This window comes from Gilliamella sp. B2838 (assembly GCF_026536185.1).
Lineage (GTDB): Bacteria > Pseudomonadota > Gammaproteobacteria > Enterobacterales > Orbaceae > Gilliamella.
Window position 1 is genome coordinate 148,535 of sequence record NZ_JAFNOO010000004.1, and the last position, 23,145, is coordinate 171,679.

The window sequence follows — 23,145 nt, forward strand, 5'->3', positions numbered from 1 at the left end:
TGGTATCAATCCGCGCCTTGAATGTAAACAGAATTTAAACTTAAATGTTTACCATCATTGACCACATTAAATAACCAATAAAAGGGAGATATAAAACACTAAACAATAATCCTCAATAACGATTAATTATGGCATAATGTGCGCCAAATTATATTTTGGCTATTTTACAACATGGCTTTGAGCAAAATAGCCTTAACAATTCGAGAGTATAAATAAGTGTTAAGTACAAATAACATCACAATGCAATTTGGCAGTAAACCTTTATTTGAAAACATTTCTGTTAAGTTTGGTAATGGTAATCGCTATGGTCTTATTGGTGCCAATGGTAGTGGTAAATCGACTTTTATGAAGATTATTGGTGGTGATTTAGTTCCAACTTCAGGTAATGTTGCTTTAGATCCACATGAAAGACTAGGTAAATTGCGTCAAGATCAGTTCGCCTTTGAAACATTCACGGTTCTTGATACTGTCATTATGGGCCATACTGAACTGTGGCAAATTAAACAAGAGCGTGATCGCATCTACGCTCTGCCCGAAATGAGTGAAGAAGATGGTTTTAAAGTTGCCGATTTAGAAACGCAGTATGCCGAAATGGATGGTTACAGTGCTGAAGCTCGCGCAGGCGAATTATTATTGGGCGTTGGTATTCCCATTGAACAACATTATGGATTAATGAGTGAGATAGCGCCAGGTTGGAAGTTAAGAGTCCTTTTAGCACAAGCACTGTTTTCTAATCCCGATATTTTATTATTAGATGAACCAACCAATAACCTTGATATTGACACTATCCGTTGGTTAGAAGATACCCTTAATGAACGTGAAAGTACCATGATTATTATTTCGCATGATCGCCATTTTCTCAATATGGTTTGTACCCATATGGCAGACTTGGATTATGGTGAATTGCGCATCTATCCAGGTAATTACGATGATTACATGACGGCATCAACGCAAGCCAGAGAGCGTCTATTAGCCGATAATGCCAAAAAGAAAGCACAAATTAATGAATTACAATCGTTTGTTAGTCGCTTTAGTGCTAACGCATCAAAATCAAAACAAGCGACATCACGCGCAAAGCAGATTGAAAAAATTAAATTAGAAGAAGTTAAAGCTTCTAGTCGGCAAAATCCATTTATCCGCTTTGAGCAAGATAAAAAATTATTCCGTAATGCACTTGTCGTTGAAAATCTCACCAAAGGATTTGATAACGGACCACTATTTAAAGATCTTAATTTAATGGTTGAGGTCGGTGAAAAAGTGGCTATTTTGGGGACTAATGGTATTGGTAAATCAACCTTACTTAAAACGTTAATGGGCGAACTAACACCTGAATCAGGTGATATTAAATGGTCAGAAAATGCCAATATTGGTTATTATGCCCAAGATCATGAATATGAATTTGAAGAAGACTTAACGGTATTTGACTGGATGAGTCAATGGAAACAACCAACCGATGATGAACAAGCGGTTCGAAGTATTTTAGGGCGTTTACTATTTTCACAAGATGATATAAAGAAACAAGTTAAAGTATTATCTGGCGGTGAAAAAGGTCGTATGCTATTTGGTAAATTAATGATGCAACGTCCAAATATCATTGTCATGGACGAACCAACCAATCATCTTGATATGGAATCGATTGAATCGTTAAATATGGCATTAGAGCTTTATCAAGGAACGCTATTTTTTGTTTCGCATGACCGTGAATTTGTTAGCTCACTTGCAACTCGTATTATCGAAATCACCCCAGAAAAAGTGATTGATTATACCGGTAATTATGAAGATTACTTGCGTAGCCAAGGGATTGAATAATAATATTGTTTCATTAATAAAAAATAGCCACGTTAGTGGCTATTTTATTATTTATCGAATTAAATGATTAAAAATCTAGTTCATCCCACCAAATATCAATCAATTCACTAGTTTTGACATTTTTTAAACCATGGTTTTCAAGCCATTTAGTGACAACGTCACGGTTCTCTTCGGTACAATTACCCAATTTTTGCGTACAAATGATACCTTGCCAACTTAAATACCCACTGCCTTCGTAGGCCAAACCATTTGCTTGTATCGCTTCAATGATAAATTGATCGACAACAGAATCGATGGTTTCTTCACTCGTCCCTTCGTCAAAAGACCAACTGACAGTAAAACCTAACTCTTTAAACTCTTCAATATGTAATTTTTTTCTTAAACGACGACTGCGATTAACTTTAGCCATAATAATATCCTTCTACTTTAGAAAATTTAGTGAGTTTTAGAATATGTATGATGGCTAGATTGCGTCATACTATTCTGATTATTTTTTGAAGTTCGCGTTTGATTAACACGTCTTCTTTTTGCCGGAACCTGTTTTGCTGTCACTTTTTTTACGGGTTCGGCTTTAATTCGAGGATCGACTTCGAATCCCTGAGTAAAAATTTCTGGAATGGTTTTTTTAATCAATTTCTCAATTGATTTTAATTGAGCAAGCTCATCAATACAAACTAATGATATCGCCTGCCCCTGATTTTGAGCTCGTCCTGTTCTACCAATTCGATGCACATAATCTTCTGCCACTTGAGGTAATTCATAATTAACAACATAAGGCAATAATTCAATATCTAAACCTCTGGCCGCGATATCGGTAGCAACCAGCGCTCGTATTTGTCCCGATTTAAAGTCCGCTAAGGCTTTGGTTCTTGCTCCTTGACTTTTGTTACCATGAATTGCCGAAGCTTTAATACCATCTTTGGTGAGCTGTTCAGCAAGATGATTAGCACCATATTTCGTCCGGGTAAAAATTAACACCTGCTGCCATTGATTTTTGCCAATCAAATAAGAAAGGAGTTCACGTTTACGGCGTTTATCAACTCGATGAATATATTGAGTAATTTGTTCTGATGCACTATTAGTTTTGGCTACAGCGATCGATTCGGGTGAATGCAAAAGCGTATTGGCTAATGATTTAATTTCATCCGAAAATGTCGCTGAAAACAATAAATTTTGACGTTTTTTTGGTAACTTTGCGATCACACGACGGATATCATGAATAAAGCCCATATCAAGCATACGGTCAGCTTCGTCCAGAACTAATATTTTAACGGTTGAAAGGTCAACTGCATTTTGCTGAACTAAATCTAATAATCGTCCGGGTGTGGCGATTAAAATATCTACACCACCGCGAAGTTTCATCATTTGTGGATTGATACTTACCCCACCAAACACCACTAATGATCGAACAGCTAGATAGCGACTATAGTCACGAATATTTTCCCCAATTTGCGCAGCAAGTTCACGAGTTGGTGCTAAGATCAAGGCATATAAAGGACGTTTGCCCCTTTTAGGTTCAGATCGATTATTTGTTTTTGCTTGCTGTTCGACTAATTTCTGCAAAATCGGTAAGCCAAAACCTGCCGTCTTACCCGTACCAGTTTGAGCACTGGCCATTAAATCTTTACCTGACAATATTACCGGAATAGCTTGTTGTTGGATAGGGGTCGGATCGGTATAGTTCTGTTCTTCAATAGCTTGTAAAATCTTGGCATCTAAGCCAAGAGAGTCAAATGACATGAAAGGATTCCTAAATAAACGTAAAAAATGAATTATTCATGTGTATTATAAAGCAATTCAATATTAAATGTTTGATTATTTAACCATGCATTAAGGAAAACCTAACACGGTTTAGCTTTCACGGCTTATATCAGGAACAATTCTTTTTTCTCAATTGAAATTAGATAGATAAATCAAAACGAGATAGAACTAGTCCTTTTTTATTCAATAGTAGACTAGTAAAAAGGACAGTAATTCAATGCTCAAGTCTATTTTTTTGTTTATACGTCAAGTAAAGACTTTTAAAAAGTTTAATGAGAAGTAGGACAAAATAACCTATAACGCCCAGGCAGAAATGAAATGGTATGACTAAAGCGAAAGCTAAAACATCCAAACCAACACTGAGCATTGAAAGCACAAATAAAGCAAGAAAAAAAGCGATGAAACAAACGACTAATCCGTAAAACAACCCAATATAAGAAGAAAAACGATCATGATCAGGTAAAATAATTATATCAAATAGTATAGAACAAAATAAAAGAAGCTGGATTAATAACATCGTGCACACCAATACCAACTCAATACTCAATAAATAATCGGGGCAACGAGAGTCCATATTTAATACGTAAATAATGAACAAAACATTTACGCCATAAAATAAAAAAAACAGAGATAATAAAACTAAATTTCGATTTCTAACCAGTTTTTCCATATATCATTTATCCTTGAAGCTTGGATTTTAATTTCACACTTTTATACGATTGCAATTGAATGTTAATATTGTAAAGTGATTAAAAACCATCCTTGTTATAGGTAATTTTATATAACTTCTTACTCTAAAACTAGCCGTTTAACTAACGTAAAACATTAAGGATAATTGTCAAAGCACATTGGTTTGTTTATCCATTCGTTGACAAAATGCGTGGCGGCCCAATTACAGCGTATTTGTATTGCTCGCATAAACGCAAATTTTATCGTTATTGACCGATTTATAAAAACAATTACATTTAACCAGCAGCTTTATTTCGCTGATTTAACGACAATTACCTATCTATATGATCGAGTACTGTTTTTTATCAAGGACAAATTGTTGAACAATTAGGTGATGTTAACATGCGTATTTTAAACAACTTCTAGAATCTATATTAGGTTTCTAAATTTATGACAATACAATCAAACAGCCAGCTTAGTTTTAAAGATTATTTAGCATTGGTTATTCCTTTTATCATTGCAACTATCACAACCCCATTATTAGGTGTGGTCGATACCGCTTTAGTCGGTCATCTATCTAATCCAGCATTTATTGCTGGTATAGCGGTTGGTGCAGTTATCTTTAATACGCTATATTGGTTGTTTGGCTTTTTACGTGTGAGTACCACAGGATTTGCAGCTCAAGCATTAAACGATCCACGATTACTGCGCTCTTCGCTGATCCGTCCCCTGTTTATTGCTATTGTGTTGGGTATATTATTTATTATTTTTCAGCAATTCATTTTTAGCGTGTCGATGCAAGTCATCAAACCTAATCATGAGGTTAGACATTATGCCGATATTTATTTTTCGATTTTAATTTGGGGTGCGCCGTTTGTACTCATCAATTATGTCCTTGTTGGTTGGTTAATGGGGATATCAAAAATAAAAGCTGTACTGTTTTTGCAGGTGTTAATCAATGTGCTCAATATTCTTATGGCAGCCATTTTGGTATGGGGGTTTCATTTCGATATTCAAGGCGTGGCGTTGGCAACGTTCAGTGCGCAAGTGATTTGTACGTTGTTAGGGATCGGATTTATTGTTCGCTATTTACCCCAATCACACCAAAAAACTGATTTGAAATCGGTTTTTTCTTGGCAATCATTGAAAGAAGTCATGTTGGTTAATACCAATTTAATGATTCGAACTATTTGCCTGTTGGTAGTTACCAATCATTTTATTTCAATTGGTTCAAGTTTTAGTACTAACGTGTTAGCAGCCAATGCGGTATTGTTTCAAATTCATTATTTAATGGCATATTTATTTGATGGTTTTGCTAATGCGTCAAGTGTGTTTAGTGGTAAAGCTAAAGGAACCAAAGATATAGTTCTATACAATCAAACCTTACGTTGGTCACTACAAGCATGTATTATTTGCCCTATAATTTTAATTACAATTTGGTTTGCGTTAGATACCACCATAATAAAATTATTAACCAATCAAACCGACATTATTGATCTTTGCCTCCAATATCAATTATGGTTAATCATTTTCCCGATTGTCGTCGCGGGTGGATTGATCTATTATGGCGTTTTTTCGGGAATTAGTTATACCTCTGCTATTCGAGATTCCATGATTCTTGCCCTTTTACTTTGGTTGATTGCTCAATCTATTTTTGTGCCAATTTGGGGAAATAATGGTTTGTGGTTTTCCTATATTTTGTTCAGTTTAGGGCGCACCTTATTTCTAGTGATTTGGATTAATCGATCGAAACAATATCTTATGCGTTGATTTAAACAGACCAGCAGCAAATGGATTTTATTGTTTGCCTACAAGTAAATATCGTTACTTACTTTCTGCAATCGAATTCCTATTTCAATCCATCTCTTATATAATTATCCGCATTTTTGAGACAAAACAGGCATTAAATTAAATGAATAAAGGAAACAAAACCGTTATTGTAACAGGCGCTTCAAGTGGAATTGGTTTTGCGATTGCTAAAGCCTACCTTGAACGAGGTTTCAATGTCGTTGCAAATGGTCGAGATAAAGCCCGTTTAGAACAGGCTGCCATAAACTTAGGTGAGCCCGACAATCTATTACTTGTTGCTGGGGATATTGCAAAACCGCAAACAGCAGAGTTACTTTTTTCACACGCTATCGCAAGGTTTGGTAAAGTCGATATTTTAGTCAATAATGCAGGCATATTTATTTCTAAACCCGCTATTGATTATACGCAAGATGATTTAAACACCATTATTGATACAAACCTTAAAGGTTTTTTCTACCCTGCACAAACTGCCGCTAAACATATGATGGCAAATCAATCTGGGCATATCATCAATATCACTGCTGCCATTGCTATGCAACCCAATTTGACTGTTCCGGCTTTACTACCGATTATGATCAAAGGTGGTATTAATAGTGCTGTAAAAGGCTTAGCGTTAGAATTAGCATCAAGTCAGGTTATGGTTAACGGCATTGCGCCAGGCATTATCGAAACTCCAATGCACCCAACGGATCCTCAAGTTCAAACAGTTTTAAAATCCATGGCGCCTGTCAATCGGATTGGACATGTGCAAGACATTATTAACGCGGTGATGTACTTAACTGATTCCAATTTTGTGACAGGCACAGTTATGGTTGTTGATGGCGGCTCAACTGCAGGTAAGTGGTAAACAGATTCAACGACCGATTTGGTTAAACTGCCAGTAAACTGGCAGTATTTAAATTTTAACAAAATTTAAAATCGGTATGAATCACTCGCTTTAAAGTTACGTGCAAGCCCATAGGTGTTTTCGCCTAAATAAAGCCGATAATCCTTGTTAAATAGGTTATCAACAGAAAATCTTACTTCTGCTTTTGGTAAAAAAGTTGGTTGCCAAGTGGCAAATGAGTTATGTAGAGAATAACCCGACGAAGGTGATAAAGAATAAGCACCAAGATCAGCAAAACCGTCATGATTTCTATCTTCATGCCCTGTGCGATCTTGCTTTCTAACAAATTGCGCATTCCAACCTGCTCGAAGATTCCATTCTGGGATTTTAAAACCCGTTGTTAATGTTGCCGTGCGTGGTGCAATTGTTGCGACATAGGTTTTATGATGCATCCATGGTGCTTGAGGCGCCGTATCTCTTTCTCCTTTTTGAATTGAGTAGGTGGCACTTGCAAATCAATATTTATTGTTAAAAAAAGGATTAAATTACTTAAATTCAATAATATCATGTCTACATGTCTCTATTTTCTGCCCTCACAAAACGCTTCACCATAAAACACTAAGCAACTATTACCTCGAGGAATAACATCATGAAATCGTTGACGAATCTCTTTTTGTTGTTGATATTGTTCTTCTTTATGTTCAGCCAATTTATGAGCCAATAGCAGTTTTGCCAAACGTTTATTGGCATGTTGGCTACGTTCTGATTGAACTTTGACAGTCATACCGGTTGCAATATGTGTTGCACGTACAGCTGACTGCGTTTTATTCACATGCTGCCCGCCTGCTCCGGAAGATTTCATTGTCGAAAACGCAATAGAGCTATCTTGTATTGGAACAGGATTAGGTAAGCAAGTAATACCAATAAACCAATTTTTACGTTTATGATGTGGTCGGTAAGGACTTTGACACACCCACTGTACGGTGCCAAGCCAACGTGAGATTAATTGTTCACTTAGACAACCTTCAACAGAAATCAATACTGAACGAAATGTATTGGGCTTGTCGCCCAATATACTTTCTAACATTTCAATTGATAACGATAATTTATTCGCTTCGATAAAAAATTGTTTTATGGCCTTTGCAACCATCAATGAGCATTCATCAGGCCCTCTGGCAGACGAAAAAAGCAGTAATGCCATTAGTGATCTCCTTGTGTTTTATAATTCAATATTGGTGTAAGTTGAGCAATAACCGTTACAATATTGGCTTGTTGCATCGATTCAATCACACTATCTATTGATTTGTACGCTTGTGGTGCCTCTTCGAAAATTAAACGACTATCCTCACAAATGACACGGCTACCTAATTTTGTTCGTTTTAATTCAGCAATTGTGTAACGAGTATCGAGTTTGCTTTTACAGTCTGCTCGGCGCCATTTTCGCCCTGCCCCATGAGCTAGTGACAAGAGTAGCGCTTCATTCGGTATCGGTTTAACTAAGTAGCTATAATCCCCACGAGAGCCTGGTACGATAACAAGCTCATCCAGCGCTGAAGATGCACCTTTACGATGCAACCAATAGTCATTATGGTCTAATGTCACTTGTTGCAAAAAATTATGACAAACATTGAGTATTTCACGCCCATGACTGTTGAGGTTATTGAGTAACCGTTCAGTTATCACTTGACGATTTAGCATAGCAAATGCGACAGCGTTATCATGTTTTGCTAAATATTCAAGTGCGGGTGCACTTTGATCTGCTAAACCTTGATAACCAAATCGTGATATTTGGTTTTGCAAAATTGCATGCCCTAATCCCCGTGAACCACTATGCACTAGCAAAAATAATTTTTTAGCATCAAGTTGGTAATGCTCAAAAAGTTGCTCGCTAAAAATTTTGCTAACCTTTTGTAACTCGGCAAAATGATTCCCACCGCCAATCGTACCAAGATTATATTTATGTCGCATATCGGGTTGATCAATATTGCCTATTTGGCGTGTTAATTTATCTATGCTTAACTTAGCAATACTAATATCGGTTTGCCAAAACCCCATACCACAACCAATGTCACTGCCAATTAATGCAGGATAAATTATTTCACGACTTAAATAAGCCGCACCAATCGGGTAACCTTTTCCGGGATGCAGGTCAGGCATTCCAACCACTTTAACCATATTGGGTAATGCAGCCGTTACCTCTAGTTGCTCAATAGCTAAACCATCAATCCATGTTTTGTTTGAAGCAATTAATGACACTTTTTCAGATAGTATCTGTATAGAATTGTCCATATATCAATCCATTAAAAATATTTTTATTGTTTAGTGCCTATAATTTAAATGCGATATAACAGATAAATAACAACCACACCAGTAAGAAAAACCACCATGGTCAAAACATTATTGTTTTGTCGCCAATAAAAGCGATAAATTAACTATCAAATCATTTTTAGGTTGTGAAACTCTTTAATTTACATCAATAAACTAAGATTAGTTTTAAATTATAGGTATGCATTTAATTGGCAGGCTAAGATCAGCAGAATGAATTGAAGCAAGAATGGAAAAGTTAATCACCCAATTATTGTGCGATAAGCCTGCAAAGGTCATCTAAATAAATCATAATCAGTTCTCCTTTGCAGTTAATAATGGCGCGTATCATAATGAGCTTTTTTACTATTGTAAATAGCCTAATCATAACATTTTTTAACCATATGCGCTAAATCATAGTTAAAACATCATCAATTAACACGTCTGTTTTAAAACAATTTTTAATGCCTTGTAAGTCGCATACAAGGCATATTATTACTATTGAGGCGTTAAAGACATCACAACTGTTTCAAATGGTTCAAGGGTGATCATCGCTGTTTTATCAATAACAGCTGGTTTTGGTGCATGTGATTGACTATTGTAATCAATGTGAATGGTAAAATTCGAGTTTGCCGTTGCTGGTAACTCTAAATCATTCTGTAAATCAAGATAATACACTTGTTGTTTATCTGACGGATTACGTAAAGTAATAATGGATTTATCTTGCGTCCATCCAGCCCAACCATATACCCCTAATTTTGTGGGATCTTTACCGATCCAATGGGTATCAAATAACACTTTTTGGTTATCTCTTGCCCAATTAGCCGCCGACGCTAACGTATCCCAATTGTTTGTTGTCATCAGTTCAGGGGTGATATACATTTCTTGCAATTGCGTTCCAGTTGCAAAATAACTCCAAACTTGATCGGCAAAGTCATTTTCGGTTTCTTGTTGCAAATTTTTTGCTTGTTTAGCATACACAATGCCATGCAGCATTAAAGAATTTAATGGGAACAATGGACCTTTAAGTACAATTGATCGATAAGTTTCTGCATCACGATAAGTCAACCACTGTTGAACTTTACTGCCAGGCCCATAATAATTGACATCATCGCCTCCTCGCCAGATGGAGTCGGCATAAAACAGCCAAGATGGCGTAGCCTGGGTTCCGGTTGTTAAATTAATATATAAATGATCACTCGCTTTACGCATATCTTCAATTAAATGGATCGCCGCATCAAAATCACTAGTAAATTGGCTACCAGCAATCACTTTATCCGCATTGCCTGTCCCATCAAGTTTAAACATCGTAATATTTTGATTTTTGATTAATTCTAAAATCCGTTTATGGAAATTAGCATAATATTTAGGACCAGATAAAGCCAGTTTACCATCCATTGTCTCATAACCCAGTTTTAACGCATTGGCAACACGAGTATCACGTGGTTTATTGTATCCTCCCCAAGGTGACAACCAAATACCAAGTGCCGCACCATATTTTTCAGATGCAGTTTTTAATTTATTAAATTCATTAGGAAAATTTGCACTAAATCCCCAGTTTCCTTGTAAATTATCCCATCCATCATCAAACAGATAACCATCAAGTTTGACTTTACGTTTTTCAACCAATTGCTCACCATATTGATCAATGCGTTGTAAAGCTTCTTTTTCGGTATAAGGATTAAAAAAACCGATATCTAGCCAAGAGTTATAATGCAAATATGGGCTATATGGTCGTTCTCGAACGTGATTAATAAATTCATTTACATTGCGTCTTAATTGCCCATTTTCATAGGTACCAATATAGGTTTTATAACTCAAGGTATGATTAACTTGTAACGGGATCGCTTGCGGAATTTTTTGCAAAACACCGCCTTCATAGGCAACCGTATTGGTTAATGGATTTTCGGGAATGATAAAAAAGGTATCACTAATAATAGGTGAACTCACAACAGAACCATAAACAAATGGCGCTTGTGAATGGAATGGCATTAAAGAAACGGCTGACATTGAAAGTGCTTGTTTTTTAGGGGTGATTTGCAGCTCATAACTGGCAAAATGTTTATCGTCATTGAGAATCAATAGGGTTTGAATCGCAATATCATGACCACTTAAATTTATATAAATTTGATTGTCTTTTTGTTGCAAATTATCTAATTGGAAATCTTTATCGGTCAATTTTTGTCCGGAATTCAAAGTAATCTCAAATAGCGTATTAACATTGATTGAATCATGGGTTATAGGGTTAGTAATATTAAAAGATGTGACATTTTTGTGATTATCATTATCAGATAGCGTGATTTGTGTATTTTTCCCCGTTAATTGATACTCTTTAGCCCATACCGAACCAATAGGCAGGCAAAATGCAGTGAGTAATCCGATTGTGATCCAATTTTTGACATATTTTTTCATTACTACCTCCTGATAAATATAAAATTCGGAAAAAAATTAACCGAAGTATTAATATCAGTATAGGCAGTAAAATAACCATAAATTGTGATCTTTATTGCAGTTTATTGGTTATTAAAATTTGGTATAAATAACTTTTGTTTGGTTCAAAACGAAATAACAGACTGGCGTTAATAAATTGTGATTTTATCTAATTTAATTCGATTTAACTTATGGTTAAAAACAAAATTGATAATTTTAACGAAAGTATTTTGTACCAATTAACTTTGCACTTCTTTTATTATACGATGTGATAAAGCTCACATTTCTAATAATTAAATTTTGTTAAGCAGAGCAATGAACTGATTTTATTAAACGTAACTTGTTCAAATAGAATGATCAATATTTTCTATATTAAGATCGTTTTTTCGAAAAATAATAAATATTTTTCTTGTTAAAACAATCCCATTTATTTAATTGAAGATCAACAGTATGCTAAAGATTAATTTTGAATTGATAAAAGTGAATGGTTAATATGCAAAACCTCAAACAAAAATTAGAGAAACAACAAATAGCTATTTATTTTTTAGCGGTTTTTATCGCAATGATTGTTGTTTTTTGTATAAATGGAACCTCAGTTTTTGCGATAGCCATTACTCCTGCCTTAGGGGTCATGCTATTTGTGACTTTTCTACAAGTTCCAATTGGCGATATAACAAAATTTTTGCTTTATAAGCGATTTATTGTTGCTTTAGTCATTGCTAATTTTGTTGTTATACCACTATTTGTAGGGATATTGTCTATTTTTATACCCAATGAACCTTTGATTAAGCTCGGTATCTTATTTGTATTGTTAGCCCCCTGCATTGATTACGTTGTCACTTTTGCACATATTGGTCATGCTGATGCCCGATCACTGTTAATGGCGACACCATTACTGTTATTGCTTCAACTGTTTTTGTTACCTTTTTATCTAAATATATTTATTGGTGAACAGGTTAAAGGACTCATTGAACCTACACCATTTATTCATGCTTTTGTATGGCTAATTTTACTTCCACTTACCATTGCTGTAATAATCCAGATATGTGCAAGTCGAAGTCAAATTATGACAAAAACAGTCAATCTATTGAATATACTACCGGTCCCCACCACCGCTTTAGCCTTATTTATTGTAATTATAGCGATTTTACCTCAACTTAAAGGGAATTTGTCACAAGTCATATCAGTTATTCCATTTTATCTACTATTTGCTATTTTTGCGCCTTTTATTGGGTGGTTTGTTGGTCGTTTTTTTCGTGTCTCCATCACAGAAAGTCGAGCTATCGCCTTTAGTGCTGGTACACGCAATGCGTTAGTGATATTGCCAATAGCAATGGCTATTGCAGACATCATGCCAATTTTACCGGCAGTAATTGTCACCCAAACACTAGTCGAATTATTCAGTGAGCTAGTCTATATTTATTTGATTGCTAAATTAGGTAGATCATCGAAGTAAAAGTGGGCATATTGCCCACGGGTTATTGTTCAATTAATTTTAATTTTGCTATAACGGGAATATGGTCACTGACTAATGGCCATTTAATACCATTCCATTCGTTACCATCATTAGGAATCGTTAATTGTTCAACTTTCCATATTTGATTGCGACTGGTAAAGATATGATCTAAATCTAATCCCGGATTTCCTGCTGGCCAAGTGCGAGTATCTACATAATCTTTTTTAACCAACGTCCAGTATTTTTCAAGCTCTTTTATCACTTTATCATTTTTGACTGAATTAAAATCGCCGAGTAACAACATAATACCAGAAGCCAAATTAGGAAATTCAGTATCTAAATCTAAATCATCAAACACAATGCTATTAATAAACCTTGCTTGTGCCATTCTTACTTCATCTTCTTCATGCCAATCAAAATGGGTATTAAATACATAAATAGGCGAATCAAAGCCAGGAACATTAATTTTACTTAACATCAATGCTCTTTGTTCAAAAGAGCCAGACGGTAACAAAAAGGTTTTGCTTGTTTCAATAGGATATTTCGAAAGTATAGCATTACCATAATTGCCGCCTTTCATATCGGTAGCTTTACCAAATAGATAGTGCATTCCTGTTTTTTCAGCGATGATTTTAGCTTGATCTACGCCGCCACTACGGGTAGTATTTTGATCAACCTCTTCAAGTGTGACAATATCAGCATCCATCGCTTTAATTGCTTTAGCAACCAAGTCTAAATCGACCTTGTGATGTCTAAGTCCCCCTGCAATATTAAAATTAGCAACAGTAATCTGCGGTTGAGCATTATCGGCATACACTTTATTCGGTGAACTTTGATATTGAGAAACCACTAAATCATCTGTAGCAAGTGCACTTGAAGACAGTGAAAACAATCCCAGAAAACTGAACACAAAAAAAATTTTTTTCATATATTTATCCTACTGCTTTTTTAGTTAAATTCATTCATATTGATTATTTGACGTTATAGCTGATATTAATTAAATTCAAATTGATACATTGCGATCGCAATCACAATTTAGTGTTTATCAATAATAAAAAAACGTCCATATAAAAATAACACGATAAGCCATGCAGCTTATGCATGGCTTTACCGATCTTGGTTAAAACTATTTATTTTTAATTATCATTTGCACTGGGTAATGATCAGAATATTTATCTGTAAAATCATCTTTTAGCACTTTAACGTCAATAACATCCTTTTTGAGGGGAGGAGAAATATAGATATAATCATAACGTAGTGGCGTTGAAGCTTGATCATAAAATACTTTCGTTGGCGCTGTTGCGATAAATTGTTTATTTTTAATTTTCAAGGCATCAATAAAACCTGCATCCAATAAGTTTTGTTGCACGGTATAACTTAATTGTCCATTAACAAGATTTTCTAATATTGGTCTTTGTTTCTGCTTTTCTTTAATATCATTTAACAGATTACTTTTATCGTAGGTTTGTTTATCAGCAGGTGAAAAAGAGTTCAAATCACCAGCTATAATCCATTTGCCATTGGGATCACGACTATACTTAATTGAATCAATAATTAAGTTTATTTCATCGATTCTTTTTGCCGTCCAAAATGGATTCATGTGAGTAATAACAAAATGATAATTGCCAATATCGGCATATAAAGCGCCATGCCACATATTATCAACGACTTTATTGACATTAACTATAGGATATTTTGAGGTAATTGCAACAGGGAAAAAAGCGGCATCATCTGGTTTTTCTTTCAAAAGTACAGCATATTTATGTCCATAACTTGCTGCAAATTTTTCAAGCTTTTCACGCGTAAAAAAATTCATCTCTTGCCAAGCAATAATGTCAGCATCTTGTGCTTTTGCCCAATCAATAAATTTTTGTTTACCTTCACTTTCGTCTAACTTCATCCCATTATAAACATTGTAGCTAATAATTTTTAAATTCTTCACATCCTCGAGCGAGGCAAAAGCAGTCGATGTACTTAAAATAATACTGCCAATAATTGCAGCTAATTTTAATTTATGTTTATTCATAACCGATTCCTTGTTTTTTTATACATGGATAGATATTATCCTGAATCTTGAGACCGCCAAGATTTTTATGTAATTTATGTGATATAGCTCAATAATTTCAACGAGTATAATGTTACTTGACTTTGTCATATGGCAAATCAATTATTATATTTAACTAACGAAGTGATAAGAGTTTGATTGAGGAGATGTAAGACATAAAATTGATAGAATCGATTCTATGTCTTATTAATCAGAATTAAGTAACGTATTATCTAATTTTTACACTAGACGAAAGACATTATTATTGTGTGATAAATAGATTAACTTGTTCTTGTGGTTTGACTGTTTCATCTATCTTATCAATTTCTGTTGCGTAAGTTCTATTTTTATCTTCACCATTAGTTGAACATTCACTTAGGATTGCATGTTTAGTTTGGAATGTTTCACTTGAAGTTAATTGATTATAAACGTTGGCTAACTCTTTCCCTGTTGAATTGAAAAACTTATTCCAATCTTTTACTTGTGTGTCAACAAACTCGCGCCCTTTTTTACATGTAATCGAATCTAACGAAATGGTTGGCATCACAACTTTTGGTAAATCTGCAAAATTCTTAGGCTGATAAGGAAAACTGACCTTCTCATTTTCTGGGATATCTAACGTTTTCAAAAACTCATCTTCGCGGTAGAGTTTACGTCGTTGAGATTGATATTGGTTTTCACCTTTTACAGTAACCGAGTCAGGTAATGCTTCATCAATAGAATAATCCCAAGGCGTTTTATTTCTTTCAATAAATACGTCATTAACCACATTTATTGGTAATTCAATCTCAGTCTGTTCACCATTAATAATGATAGGAACATTCTTAAGTTTTGAAGCAATCATTTTTTCGTAGACTTGTTGGTTGTTCGTATAGTAAGTCGTTAACAAAATATAATTACTCTGTGTTGGATTAATAAATCCTGAATTAGATACTATTGCAGGTTTAGCCATGAAGTTAAGTGTCTGATTATTATAAGATAAACTGTGTTTTCCATAGTCAAATGTATAATTTATACCAGATTTAGCCGGTACAATTAACTCTTTACCATCTATAGACACTTTGATTTCATTAGCAGTTGGATTATCTATCCAACGGTCTACTGAGCCTGATTCAATAGGGTTAGAATCAAAACAACCAACCAACCCTAAACTACAAGTAAGTAATAACGTATATTGTATTTTTTTCATCACATTCTTTTCTATTAATATTTAAATCGAGCATACACTTTATCATATCCTATGCAAAAATTGATATTTATTTTTGTCAAAAAAATGATAATTAACGGATGTTAAACATAGAGTTATCTAACATCACCAATTGAAGTATAGCTAACAATATCAACAAAATTATCTATCTAAAACTATTTTAATAAACTATATTGATAATTAACTTCTGCCATTGCTTGTTTTAGATCCGTTTGAAATTTGGGAAGCGTTTGTAAAAAAGCGTATTCAACAGCACCAACCATTCTACCGGCAGTAACATCACTTTGCCAATGAGCACCGCAAATCACCCTACTTTGTCCAAATTCATAACCACGTTTAATTATTGCTGCCGCATGATCTGGTGATATTTGTGCCAAAACTAAAGCTAGTGTCCAACCGTATGAAGTATGCCCAGAAGGAAATGAACCATTTTGCAGTAATCGCTCTTCTTCATCTTGAGGTTGACAAGGATGGTTGCCAAAATAAACGAATGGACGGGTTCGTTTATAAAATTCTTTCGCTGTTTTTGTGGCATTATCGGCAGAATCAACTAGCAAATCACCAAACATTTTGTAAAGTGTCGGTGTTGTTTTTGGTGAGATTTTTATACCTAATGGTATTGAAAATATCTTAGCGACATTATCTGTATGTAAATCAGCATCAGACGTTGCTTGTTGCCAGCGCGGTGTATCTTTTAATTGATAACCTTGTAAGTAAGCGATTTTGTCGGCTTCAAATTCAGGGCTATCTTTATCAGGGAAAGGAGGTAAATAATCTTTACTACTCACAGCTTGTTCGGCGGTATGATAAGTAATACCAACTTCATGCCCTAAAAAGTCTTCAGTCGAACCTTTTTGAAAAGCACATACCTGACATGAGATAAAAAATGAACTCACTACCGAGCTAATCATAGTCAATTTAAACAATTTATTGGCGTTATACATAAATAGGCTCTCCTTAGTATACGATTATGTTTAGTTTCTAGACTAACCAGTACTATTACCTCTTAAAGGTAATGTTAATATTACATAAGGAAGAAAATGAAAAATGAGAGTTCAATCAATTTTTTATAACTATTTTATAGCCAAAGTAAAATGACTTTCTGGTGAAGAAGTACACGAATTGTTTTTTTAATCATAAAATTAAAATCGATAAAACAATGTGTTAAAAAAATAAAAGAAAACACAAAAAATTAAAGCATAAAACTATTAAAAATAATTTTATGCTTATTTATTAAATAGCTTAGATAAAGCTTATCTTAAACAAAGCAATTAGATAATATTATTGTTTAATAAGAAAAAAGTTAAAATCTCTAGCATCTCTGAGGATATTATAATTATAATCTGTCATAGCTGTATGATAGGTACGATTAGGATCAATCTGGTTGTTACAAATATTTTCTAATTGTTTTTGCTTATCAAAATCACTATCGTCCATTAACTTATTATATTTACTTACAAAATCCCCCCCTTTAAGGGTAAAAAGATGCTGCCATTGATCGTAAAGATTTTTAATATATTCTCGACCTGGTTCACATTCTATTGCATTAAGATCAACTGTTGGGAAAAAATGAGTAGAACTGATTTCACTAAATTTTTTAGGTTGATAGGGAAAACTGATTTCTTCTTCAATATCATCTTGTTTTAAAAGTTTGATATATTCACTTTCACGATAAAGTTTTGTAAGTGTCTCAGAGTAAGCATAATTTTTTGACATTTCTCGCGTTATTTCTTCAGGTAAATCCTGATCAAGTCCATAATCCCAATCATAATCCTGTTGATCAATAAATACATCATTAATTAGTTTTGCGGTAAGCGGTATTTCGGTAACTTCCCCATTAATAATGATGGGAATATTATTAATTTGTTTTTCAATAACTTTATCAGATTCGCTCTCTTTCATAGCCGAGGTAACGTAAACATTAGTATGTAAAATATAGTTACTTTGGGTAGGATTAATAATTGTAGTTCCGCCGAATTTAGCGGGCTTTATAATAAAATTGATTGAATCGTTATTATAAGTCATCGTATGTTTACCATACTCGAAACTATAATTAACTTCTGACTTAGCAGGAATAGTTAATTCTGTACCATCAATTATTAATTTAATGTCGCTGGCTGTTGGATTATCGATCAAACGATCTAAAGTATTTTTTTCAAAACATCCCGCTAAAGCAATGCTACAAAAAAATACTAAAATATATTTAATTTTTTCCATTATTTGCAAATTTCATGTCTATTAAACGAACAGTAACTTTATCAAAATAAAGTCAATAATTCCAATTAAATTAATAGATTTAAAATCTTTTAATTAATATTCATGAAAAAAATTAAGAAAAATTTTATATTGATTATTTATCTACATAAGATAACCAATCATAGTTTACAATAACGACAAAAATATCCTAATCAATTAATTAGGATATTGGGTCACCTGATAACAATTTTCTACTATTGTTGTGGCCAAATAAATCGACCTTTAGCATCAGGATCTTCATTAATAAACGTTTTAAGTTCATCAGATTGATAAAGTTGTTTCACATCTTTAGCCCACTGAGTATTTAAATTTTCTTTTTTAACAACCACCATTAACTCTAAATTAGGTGACAGTTTTTCTTGTAATAACACATTATCAGCAGGTACTTTACTTAACCAAGCAACACCGCCGGGCATAATCGCATAATCAACTTCGCTAAGCGTTCGAGGAATAATTTCGGATAATAATGTTTTAAATTTTAAGTTATATTTATTTTCAGCAATATCATTAACACTGACAGTGCCCGATTGCGCTTGAGGTTTTAATTTTATCCAATCCAAAGATTGCAGTAATAACAATGCTCTAGCGGTATTCGAAGGATCATTTGGTATAGCGATAGTTTGTCCTTGAGCAATATCGTCTAAAGATCGATGAGTTTGTGAAAATAGTGCTGCTGAAATAGAAGGTATGTGGACTAACGAAACTAGATCGTTATTCGTTTCTTTATTATAAACATCTAAATAAGCTTGATGCTGAGCGGCATTCATATCAATACTACCTTCAACCAATGCTGTATTGGAGTCTCGTAATGAACTAAAATTGACTAACTTGACCGTATAACCTTTTTTTTCTAATTCAGGCTTGACCACCCTTTCCATTAAAATATTATGCATACTTGGCGGTAAACCGACGACAATCTCTTTTTTTTCTAAATTATTAGCATTCGTTTCAGACTTTTGTTCACAACCAAATAAAATAAACCCCGTCACTATTATTGCTAATATATTAAAAAGTTTTTTCATTATCACTCCTCTTTTTTTAACTAGTTAAATTAACTAATTGCAATCAATATCTATTATTTTAGTCACCACATTATAGGCAGCTATTTTAAATAGCGATAATACAAAAAAATTATAACTATATTCAAACTAGTTATATTAAGTTTGGTAATGATGATAAACTAAAAACAACTAATCCTCATTGCACTCTGAGCATTACTTAACTATTATTGATAATAATAAGTTTCATCGTTTGAATCGACTTGTAATTTATTTTCTTTACCCCATTGTTCAAAATCAGGATGATGACTTGCCTGCCACTGAATATAATTATTAACAAGTATAAGTGATTGTTCTAACTCTTTTTGCCAAAACGGTTGGGCTTTTTTGTCAATTAATAAATTGATATGTTGCTGTACTTCCTTTCCCCACTCAATTGCCAATAAAGGATCGCCAATATAATAGTCAGGTAAATGATGCGTTGCAAAGTCAATTTTTTCTAGCAAGTTAGTGATAATCCATTTTCTTGCTTTGTCATCACAAGGATCGATTTGAAGTGCGTGATAGATATAAGAACTGTCACAAAAGAATTTTCCATACCAACGAAAAGGCTGGCTATTGACTTTTTCTTGCTTACACCACTTATCAAGCGTCGGTTTTATCAATTTGCTCATTAGCGGGTAGCATAGATAAATAAGTTGAAGCTCAAGATCGTCCTCACAAAGATTGAATACAAAGGCTACAAACTCCTTCTGCTCATTAAAACACCATTGCAGGCTATCGGCTAAAAAAATATCAAGTGCAGAAAAAGCTTGCTTTCGCAATCCCTGTTCACGTAACTTACAATATTCGGCATAACTCTGCCATTTGCGATGAGATTCAATAGCGAGTAGAGTCGGTCTTAAAGAGTGATTTTGATCGTTTAACATTATTAGCAAAACAAGTTTTGAAAATATATCGGTCTATAATAAGTGATATTTTTAAACTATAACAACTTGTTTTGCTTAGTTTGCTTTTAAATTGCACCAACAATACGATGAGGAATATAAAGCGCTTGTAAATAATCAATGTCGTCTTGACTTAATGATACTTGTAATGCGCCAACCGCATCGTCTAAATATTTTGTTTGAGTCGCACCAATAATTGGAGCGGTAATGCCCTTAGCAAATTGCCACGCTAATGCTATTTGAGTCATTGAGGCATGATGTTTTTCAGCAATTTCCGATACTCGCTCGACAATACCCATATCTGTTTTTTCTGTACTATCATATTTATCAACAGCGGTTTTGTCGGTTTGGCTACGTAAGGTATCTGTATGCCATTGTGAGCGAGCAAGTCGGCCTGCCGCTAGAGGACTATATGGCGTTAACGAAACATTAAATTGTTTACAAATTGGAATTAACTCCCGCTCATCTTCACGATAAAGTAAATTATAATGGTTTTGCATTGAAACAAATTTAGTCCAGCCATTTTGCTCAGCAGCAAGTTGCATATTGAAAAACTGATAACCATACATGGCTGAAGCCCCTAATGCTCTAACTTTACCTGCTTTTACTAAATTATGTAATGCCTCCATTGTTTCTTCTATAGGCGTGTTATAGTCAAAGCGATGTATGATATATAAATCAACATAATCGGTGCCAAGCCGTTTTAATGATCCATTGATTTCTGTTTCTATCGCATTTTTAGATAAGTTACCTGGATTAAAATAGACTTTTGTTGCGAGTATGACTTTATCTCGAGCTATGTTATTTTTAATTGCTCGCCCAACATACTCCTCACTGGTACCCGCTGAATAAATATTTGCAGTATCAATAAAGTTAATCCCCAAATCCAAGGCATGCTTAATAATTGACTCACTCTCTGTTGGATTAAGTGTCCATGCATGCATTTTACTGGCAGGATCGCCAAAGCTCATACAGCCTAAACAAAAACGTGATACGCTAATATCCGAATTGCCAAGTTTTATATAATCCATAAAAGCCCCTCTTGTTCCACATTAGTTTTAAATACATTGATGTTTAATAACATTAATATTCACGCCACAATGAATAACCTTCGAATATAAATTCACGCAAATAAATTAATGTCGATGATTTATTTTAGGCACAGGTTTTATTGAGATAAATATGGTATTCATTTATAGTATGATGAAATAAATTCATTAATCACATGCGTGTTTATGTATAATTTTAACGAACTGCACTATTTTGTTGTCGTCGCACAAGCTTCTAGTTTTGTAAAAGCAGGAAAGGCATTAGGTATTTCATCTTCAGCGTTAAGCCATAGTATGAGCAACTTAGAGACCAAGCTAAATCTACGTTTGTTTAATCGAACCACACGAAGTATGTCATTAACCGAAGCTGGCGAGCAGTTATATAAGCAAATAGCCCCACTATTTCAATCGTTAAATCAGCAAGTTAGTGCATTATCAGATTTTCTAAGCACGCCGTCTGGAACCATTAGAATTAATGCACCACATTTAGCTGTTGAGAGTATTATTTATCCTAAACTACGTCAATTTTTACCCCGTTATCCTCAAATCAAGATCGAAATTGAAGCAGACAATAATTGGGTAGATATAGTTAAACAAGGTTTTGATATGGGGTGCCGTTTGGGTAATGATATTGCTAATGATATGATTGCAGTAAAAATCTCTGCGCCATTAACGATGGCTGTCGTTGCCAGTCCTGATTATCTAAAAAACAGACCTCTACCTAAGCAAATTAAAGATCTTGATAAGCACCAATTAATCGGTAAGAAAATTTCTGCTCAACATGCGACAGAATTAGCTTGGGAATTCAATGACAATGGCAATATTATTAAATACCAACCTTCTTCTCAATTATCAAGCAATAGTAATTTACGTAAACAAGTGGCTTTAGATGGATTAGGCATCACATGGATAGGTAGACCAACGGTAGAAGACGATCTGGCCAAAGGCAATTTAATAGAATTATTGGAGGATTTTGCTATCACTTATGAACCATTTTATATCTATTATCCTAGTCGCAAAGGACATTCTCAAGTATTTAAATTAGTGTTAGATGCATTAAAATTTTAATCAAATTTTTAGGTGCTCAATAAATTAATACATAGATTAAAACTGTGCATAACCGCTATCACACAAAATAAAAATTTTTGTGTTATTAAATATGATCGCGCTTAACTTCAATTTTATTGCTATCGATTAACGATCAACTAAATCAATCTATCTATACCATTATGGAATTTGAATGAAAATTAAAACAGATAAATTCAGTTAAAAAGCTTGTCTAAGCTACCTATACACAACTAACATGATTTTATAAACACTCAAAACTTGAGAACATAAAGTTGCAATTTTACTTGCTGGTAAGTTGACGATAACATCGCATAAAATATGCTTTTTTAACATAAGTTAACCTATCACTATTCCAATAACGCTTTTTGAAAAACATACTGTTCACAATTATTTAATGTCATCATTCTCATATAAAAAAAGCTTTTGTCGTTCATAACGGCAAAAGCCCATAATTTGATTTAACTGTCTTTAATAAAAGACATGATATTTTGATAGCTTATTGATTTAAATAT

At 33.9% G+C, this 23,145-nt stretch carries 19 protein-coding genes; 5 read left to right on the forward strand and 14 right to left on the reverse strand.

The features are described 5' to 3' along the window. Positions 1 to 216 precede the first annotated feature (216 nt). Entirely contained in the window at positions 217 to 1,809 is a 1,593-nt protein-coding gene (locus J3U63_RS06205; RefSeq protein ID WP_267332873.1) for an ABC-F family ATPase, read from the forward strand. A 67-nt stretch (positions 1,810 to 1,876) separates the two neighbouring features. Here J3U63_RS06205 and J3U63_RS06210 read toward each other — a convergent pair whose 3' ends face one another. Both J3U63_RS06210 and rhlE read right to left on the reverse strand, forming a co-directional pair. After that, on the reverse strand, positions 1,877 to 2,218 hold the full coding sequence (locus tag J3U63_RS06210) for a YggL family protein (RefSeq protein WP_267347683.1): 342 nt from the start codon (positions 2,216 to 2,218) through the stop codon (positions 1,877 to 1,879). 26 nt (positions 2,219 to 2,244) lie between these two features. Beyond that, the gene (gene rhlE / locus J3U63_RS06215; RefSeq protein WP_267344091.1) at positions 2,245 to 3,549 is read right to left on the reverse strand and encodes an ATP-dependent RNA helicase RhlE; all 1,305 of its coding nucleotides are present in this window, start codon (positions 3,547 to 3,549) and stop codon (positions 2,245 to 2,247) included. Positions 3,550 to 4,689: 1,140 nt separating this feature from the next. On the opposite strand from rhlE, the gene J3U63_RS06220 reads away from it, so the two are divergent. Further along, positions 4,690 to 6,009 (forward strand): MATE family efflux transporter, encoded by a 1,320-nt coding sequence (locus tag J3U63_RS06220; protein WP_267370978.1) that lies wholly within the window; start codon positions 4,690 to 4,692, stop codon positions 6,007 to 6,009. 142 nt (positions 6,010 to 6,151) lie between these two features. Next, positions 6,152 to 6,895 carry an SDR family NAD(P)-dependent oxidoreductase gene (locus J3U63_RS06225; RefSeq protein ID WP_267332877.1) on the forward strand — a complete coding sequence of 248 codons (744 nt, stop codon included), beginning with the start codon at positions 6,152 to 6,154 and terminating at the stop codon, positions 6,893 to 6,895. 65 nt (positions 6,896 to 6,960) lie between these two features. Here J3U63_RS06225 and J3U63_RS06230 read toward each other — a convergent pair whose 3' ends face one another. The 4 genes from J3U63_RS06230 to J3U63_RS06245 form a co-directional block, all read right to left on the reverse strand. Next, positions 6,961 to 7,326, reverse strand: coding sequence for a TonB-dependent receptor (locus tag J3U63_RS06230; protein ID WP_267370981.1), 366 nt, complete (start codon positions 7,324 to 7,326; stop codon positions 6,961 to 6,963). A gap of 128 nt (positions 7,327 to 7,454) precedes the next feature. Continuing rightward, the gene (gene prfH / locus J3U63_RS06235) at positions 7,455 to 8,075 is read right to left on the reverse strand and encodes a peptide chain release factor H (protein WP_267370983.1); all 621 of its coding nucleotides are present in this window, start codon (positions 8,073 to 8,075) and stop codon (positions 7,455 to 7,457) included. Further along, positions 8,075 to 9,163, reverse strand: a complete 1,089-nt coding sequence (locus J3U63_RS06240) for an RNA ligase RtcB family protein (RefSeq protein WP_267370985.1) — start codon at positions 9,161 to 9,163, stop codon at positions 8,075 to 8,077. The genes prfH and J3U63_RS06240 overlap by 1 nt, the downstream gene beginning before the upstream one ends. A gap of 513 nt (positions 9,164 to 9,676) precedes the next feature. Then, the gene (locus J3U63_RS06245) at positions 9,677 to 11,590 is read right to left on the reverse strand and encodes an enterotoxin (RefSeq protein ID WP_323849456.1); all 1,914 of its coding nucleotides are present in this window, start codon (positions 11,588 to 11,590) and stop codon (positions 9,677 to 9,679) included. A 511-nt stretch (positions 11,591 to 12,101) separates the two neighbouring features. On the opposite strand from J3U63_RS06245, the gene J3U63_RS06250 reads away from it, so the two are divergent. After that, positions 12,102 to 13,064, forward strand: coding sequence for a hypothetical protein (locus J3U63_RS06250; protein WP_267370987.1), 963 nt, complete (start codon positions 12,102 to 12,104; stop codon positions 13,062 to 13,064). A gap of 22 nt (positions 13,065 to 13,086) precedes the next feature. Here the strand turns inward: J3U63_RS06250 and J3U63_RS06255 are convergent, their stop codons facing one another. From J3U63_RS06255 to J3U63_RS06290, 8 genes are all read right to left on the reverse strand, one after another. Then, positions 13,087 to 13,992, reverse strand: a complete 906-nt coding sequence (locus J3U63_RS06255) for an endonuclease/exonuclease/phosphatase family protein (protein WP_267347669.1) — start codon at positions 13,990 to 13,992, stop codon at positions 13,087 to 13,089. 198 nt (positions 13,993 to 14,190) lie between these two features. After that, a complete protein-coding gene (locus tag J3U63_RS06260) occupies positions 14,191 to 15,090 on the reverse strand; it encodes an endonuclease/exonuclease/phosphatase family protein (RefSeq protein ID WP_267367101.1) in 900 nt (299 codons plus the stop codon). Positions 15,091 to 15,370: 280 nt separating this feature from the next. Then, positions 15,371 to 16,297, reverse strand: a complete 927-nt coding sequence (locus J3U63_RS06265) for a hypothetical protein (protein WP_267347668.1) — start codon at positions 16,295 to 16,297, stop codon at positions 15,371 to 15,373. Positions 16,298 to 16,470: 173 nt separating this feature from the next. After that, positions 16,471 to 17,259 carry an acid phosphatase gene (locus J3U63_RS06270; protein WP_267332885.1) on the reverse strand — a complete coding sequence of 263 codons (789 nt, stop codon included), beginning with the start codon at positions 17,257 to 17,259 and terminating at the stop codon, positions 16,471 to 16,473. Between the two features lie 337 nt (positions 17,260 to 17,596). After that, entirely contained in the window at positions 17,597 to 18,532 is a 936-nt protein-coding gene (locus J3U63_RS06275; RefSeq protein ID WP_267344081.1) for a hypothetical protein, read from the reverse strand. Between the two features lie 233 nt (positions 18,533 to 18,765). Continuing rightward, positions 18,766 to 19,593 (reverse strand): MetQ/NlpA family ABC transporter substrate-binding protein, encoded by an 828-nt coding sequence (locus J3U63_RS06280; protein ID WP_267332887.1) that lies wholly within the window; start codon positions 19,591 to 19,593, stop codon positions 18,766 to 18,768. A gap of 203 nt (positions 19,594 to 19,796) precedes the next feature. After that, a complete protein-coding gene (locus J3U63_RS06285; protein WP_267370988.1) occupies positions 19,797 to 20,498 on the reverse strand; it encodes a hypothetical protein in 702 nt (233 codons plus the stop codon). 86 nt (positions 20,499 to 20,584) lie between these two features. Beyond that, a complete protein-coding gene (locus tag J3U63_RS06290) occupies positions 20,585 to 21,547 on the reverse strand; it encodes an aldo/keto reductase (protein ID WP_267332889.1) in 963 nt (320 codons plus the stop codon). A 204-nt stretch (positions 21,548 to 21,751) separates the two neighbouring features. On the opposite strand from J3U63_RS06290, the gene J3U63_RS06295 reads away from it, so the two are divergent. Next, positions 21,752 to 22,633: a LysR family transcriptional regulator gene (locus tag J3U63_RS06295; RefSeq protein WP_267332890.1), complete on the forward strand. Its 882-nt coding sequence runs from the start codon at positions 21,752 to 21,754 to the stop codon at positions 22,631 to 22,633. The last annotated feature ends 512 nt before the right edge of the window (positions 22,634 to 23,145 follow it).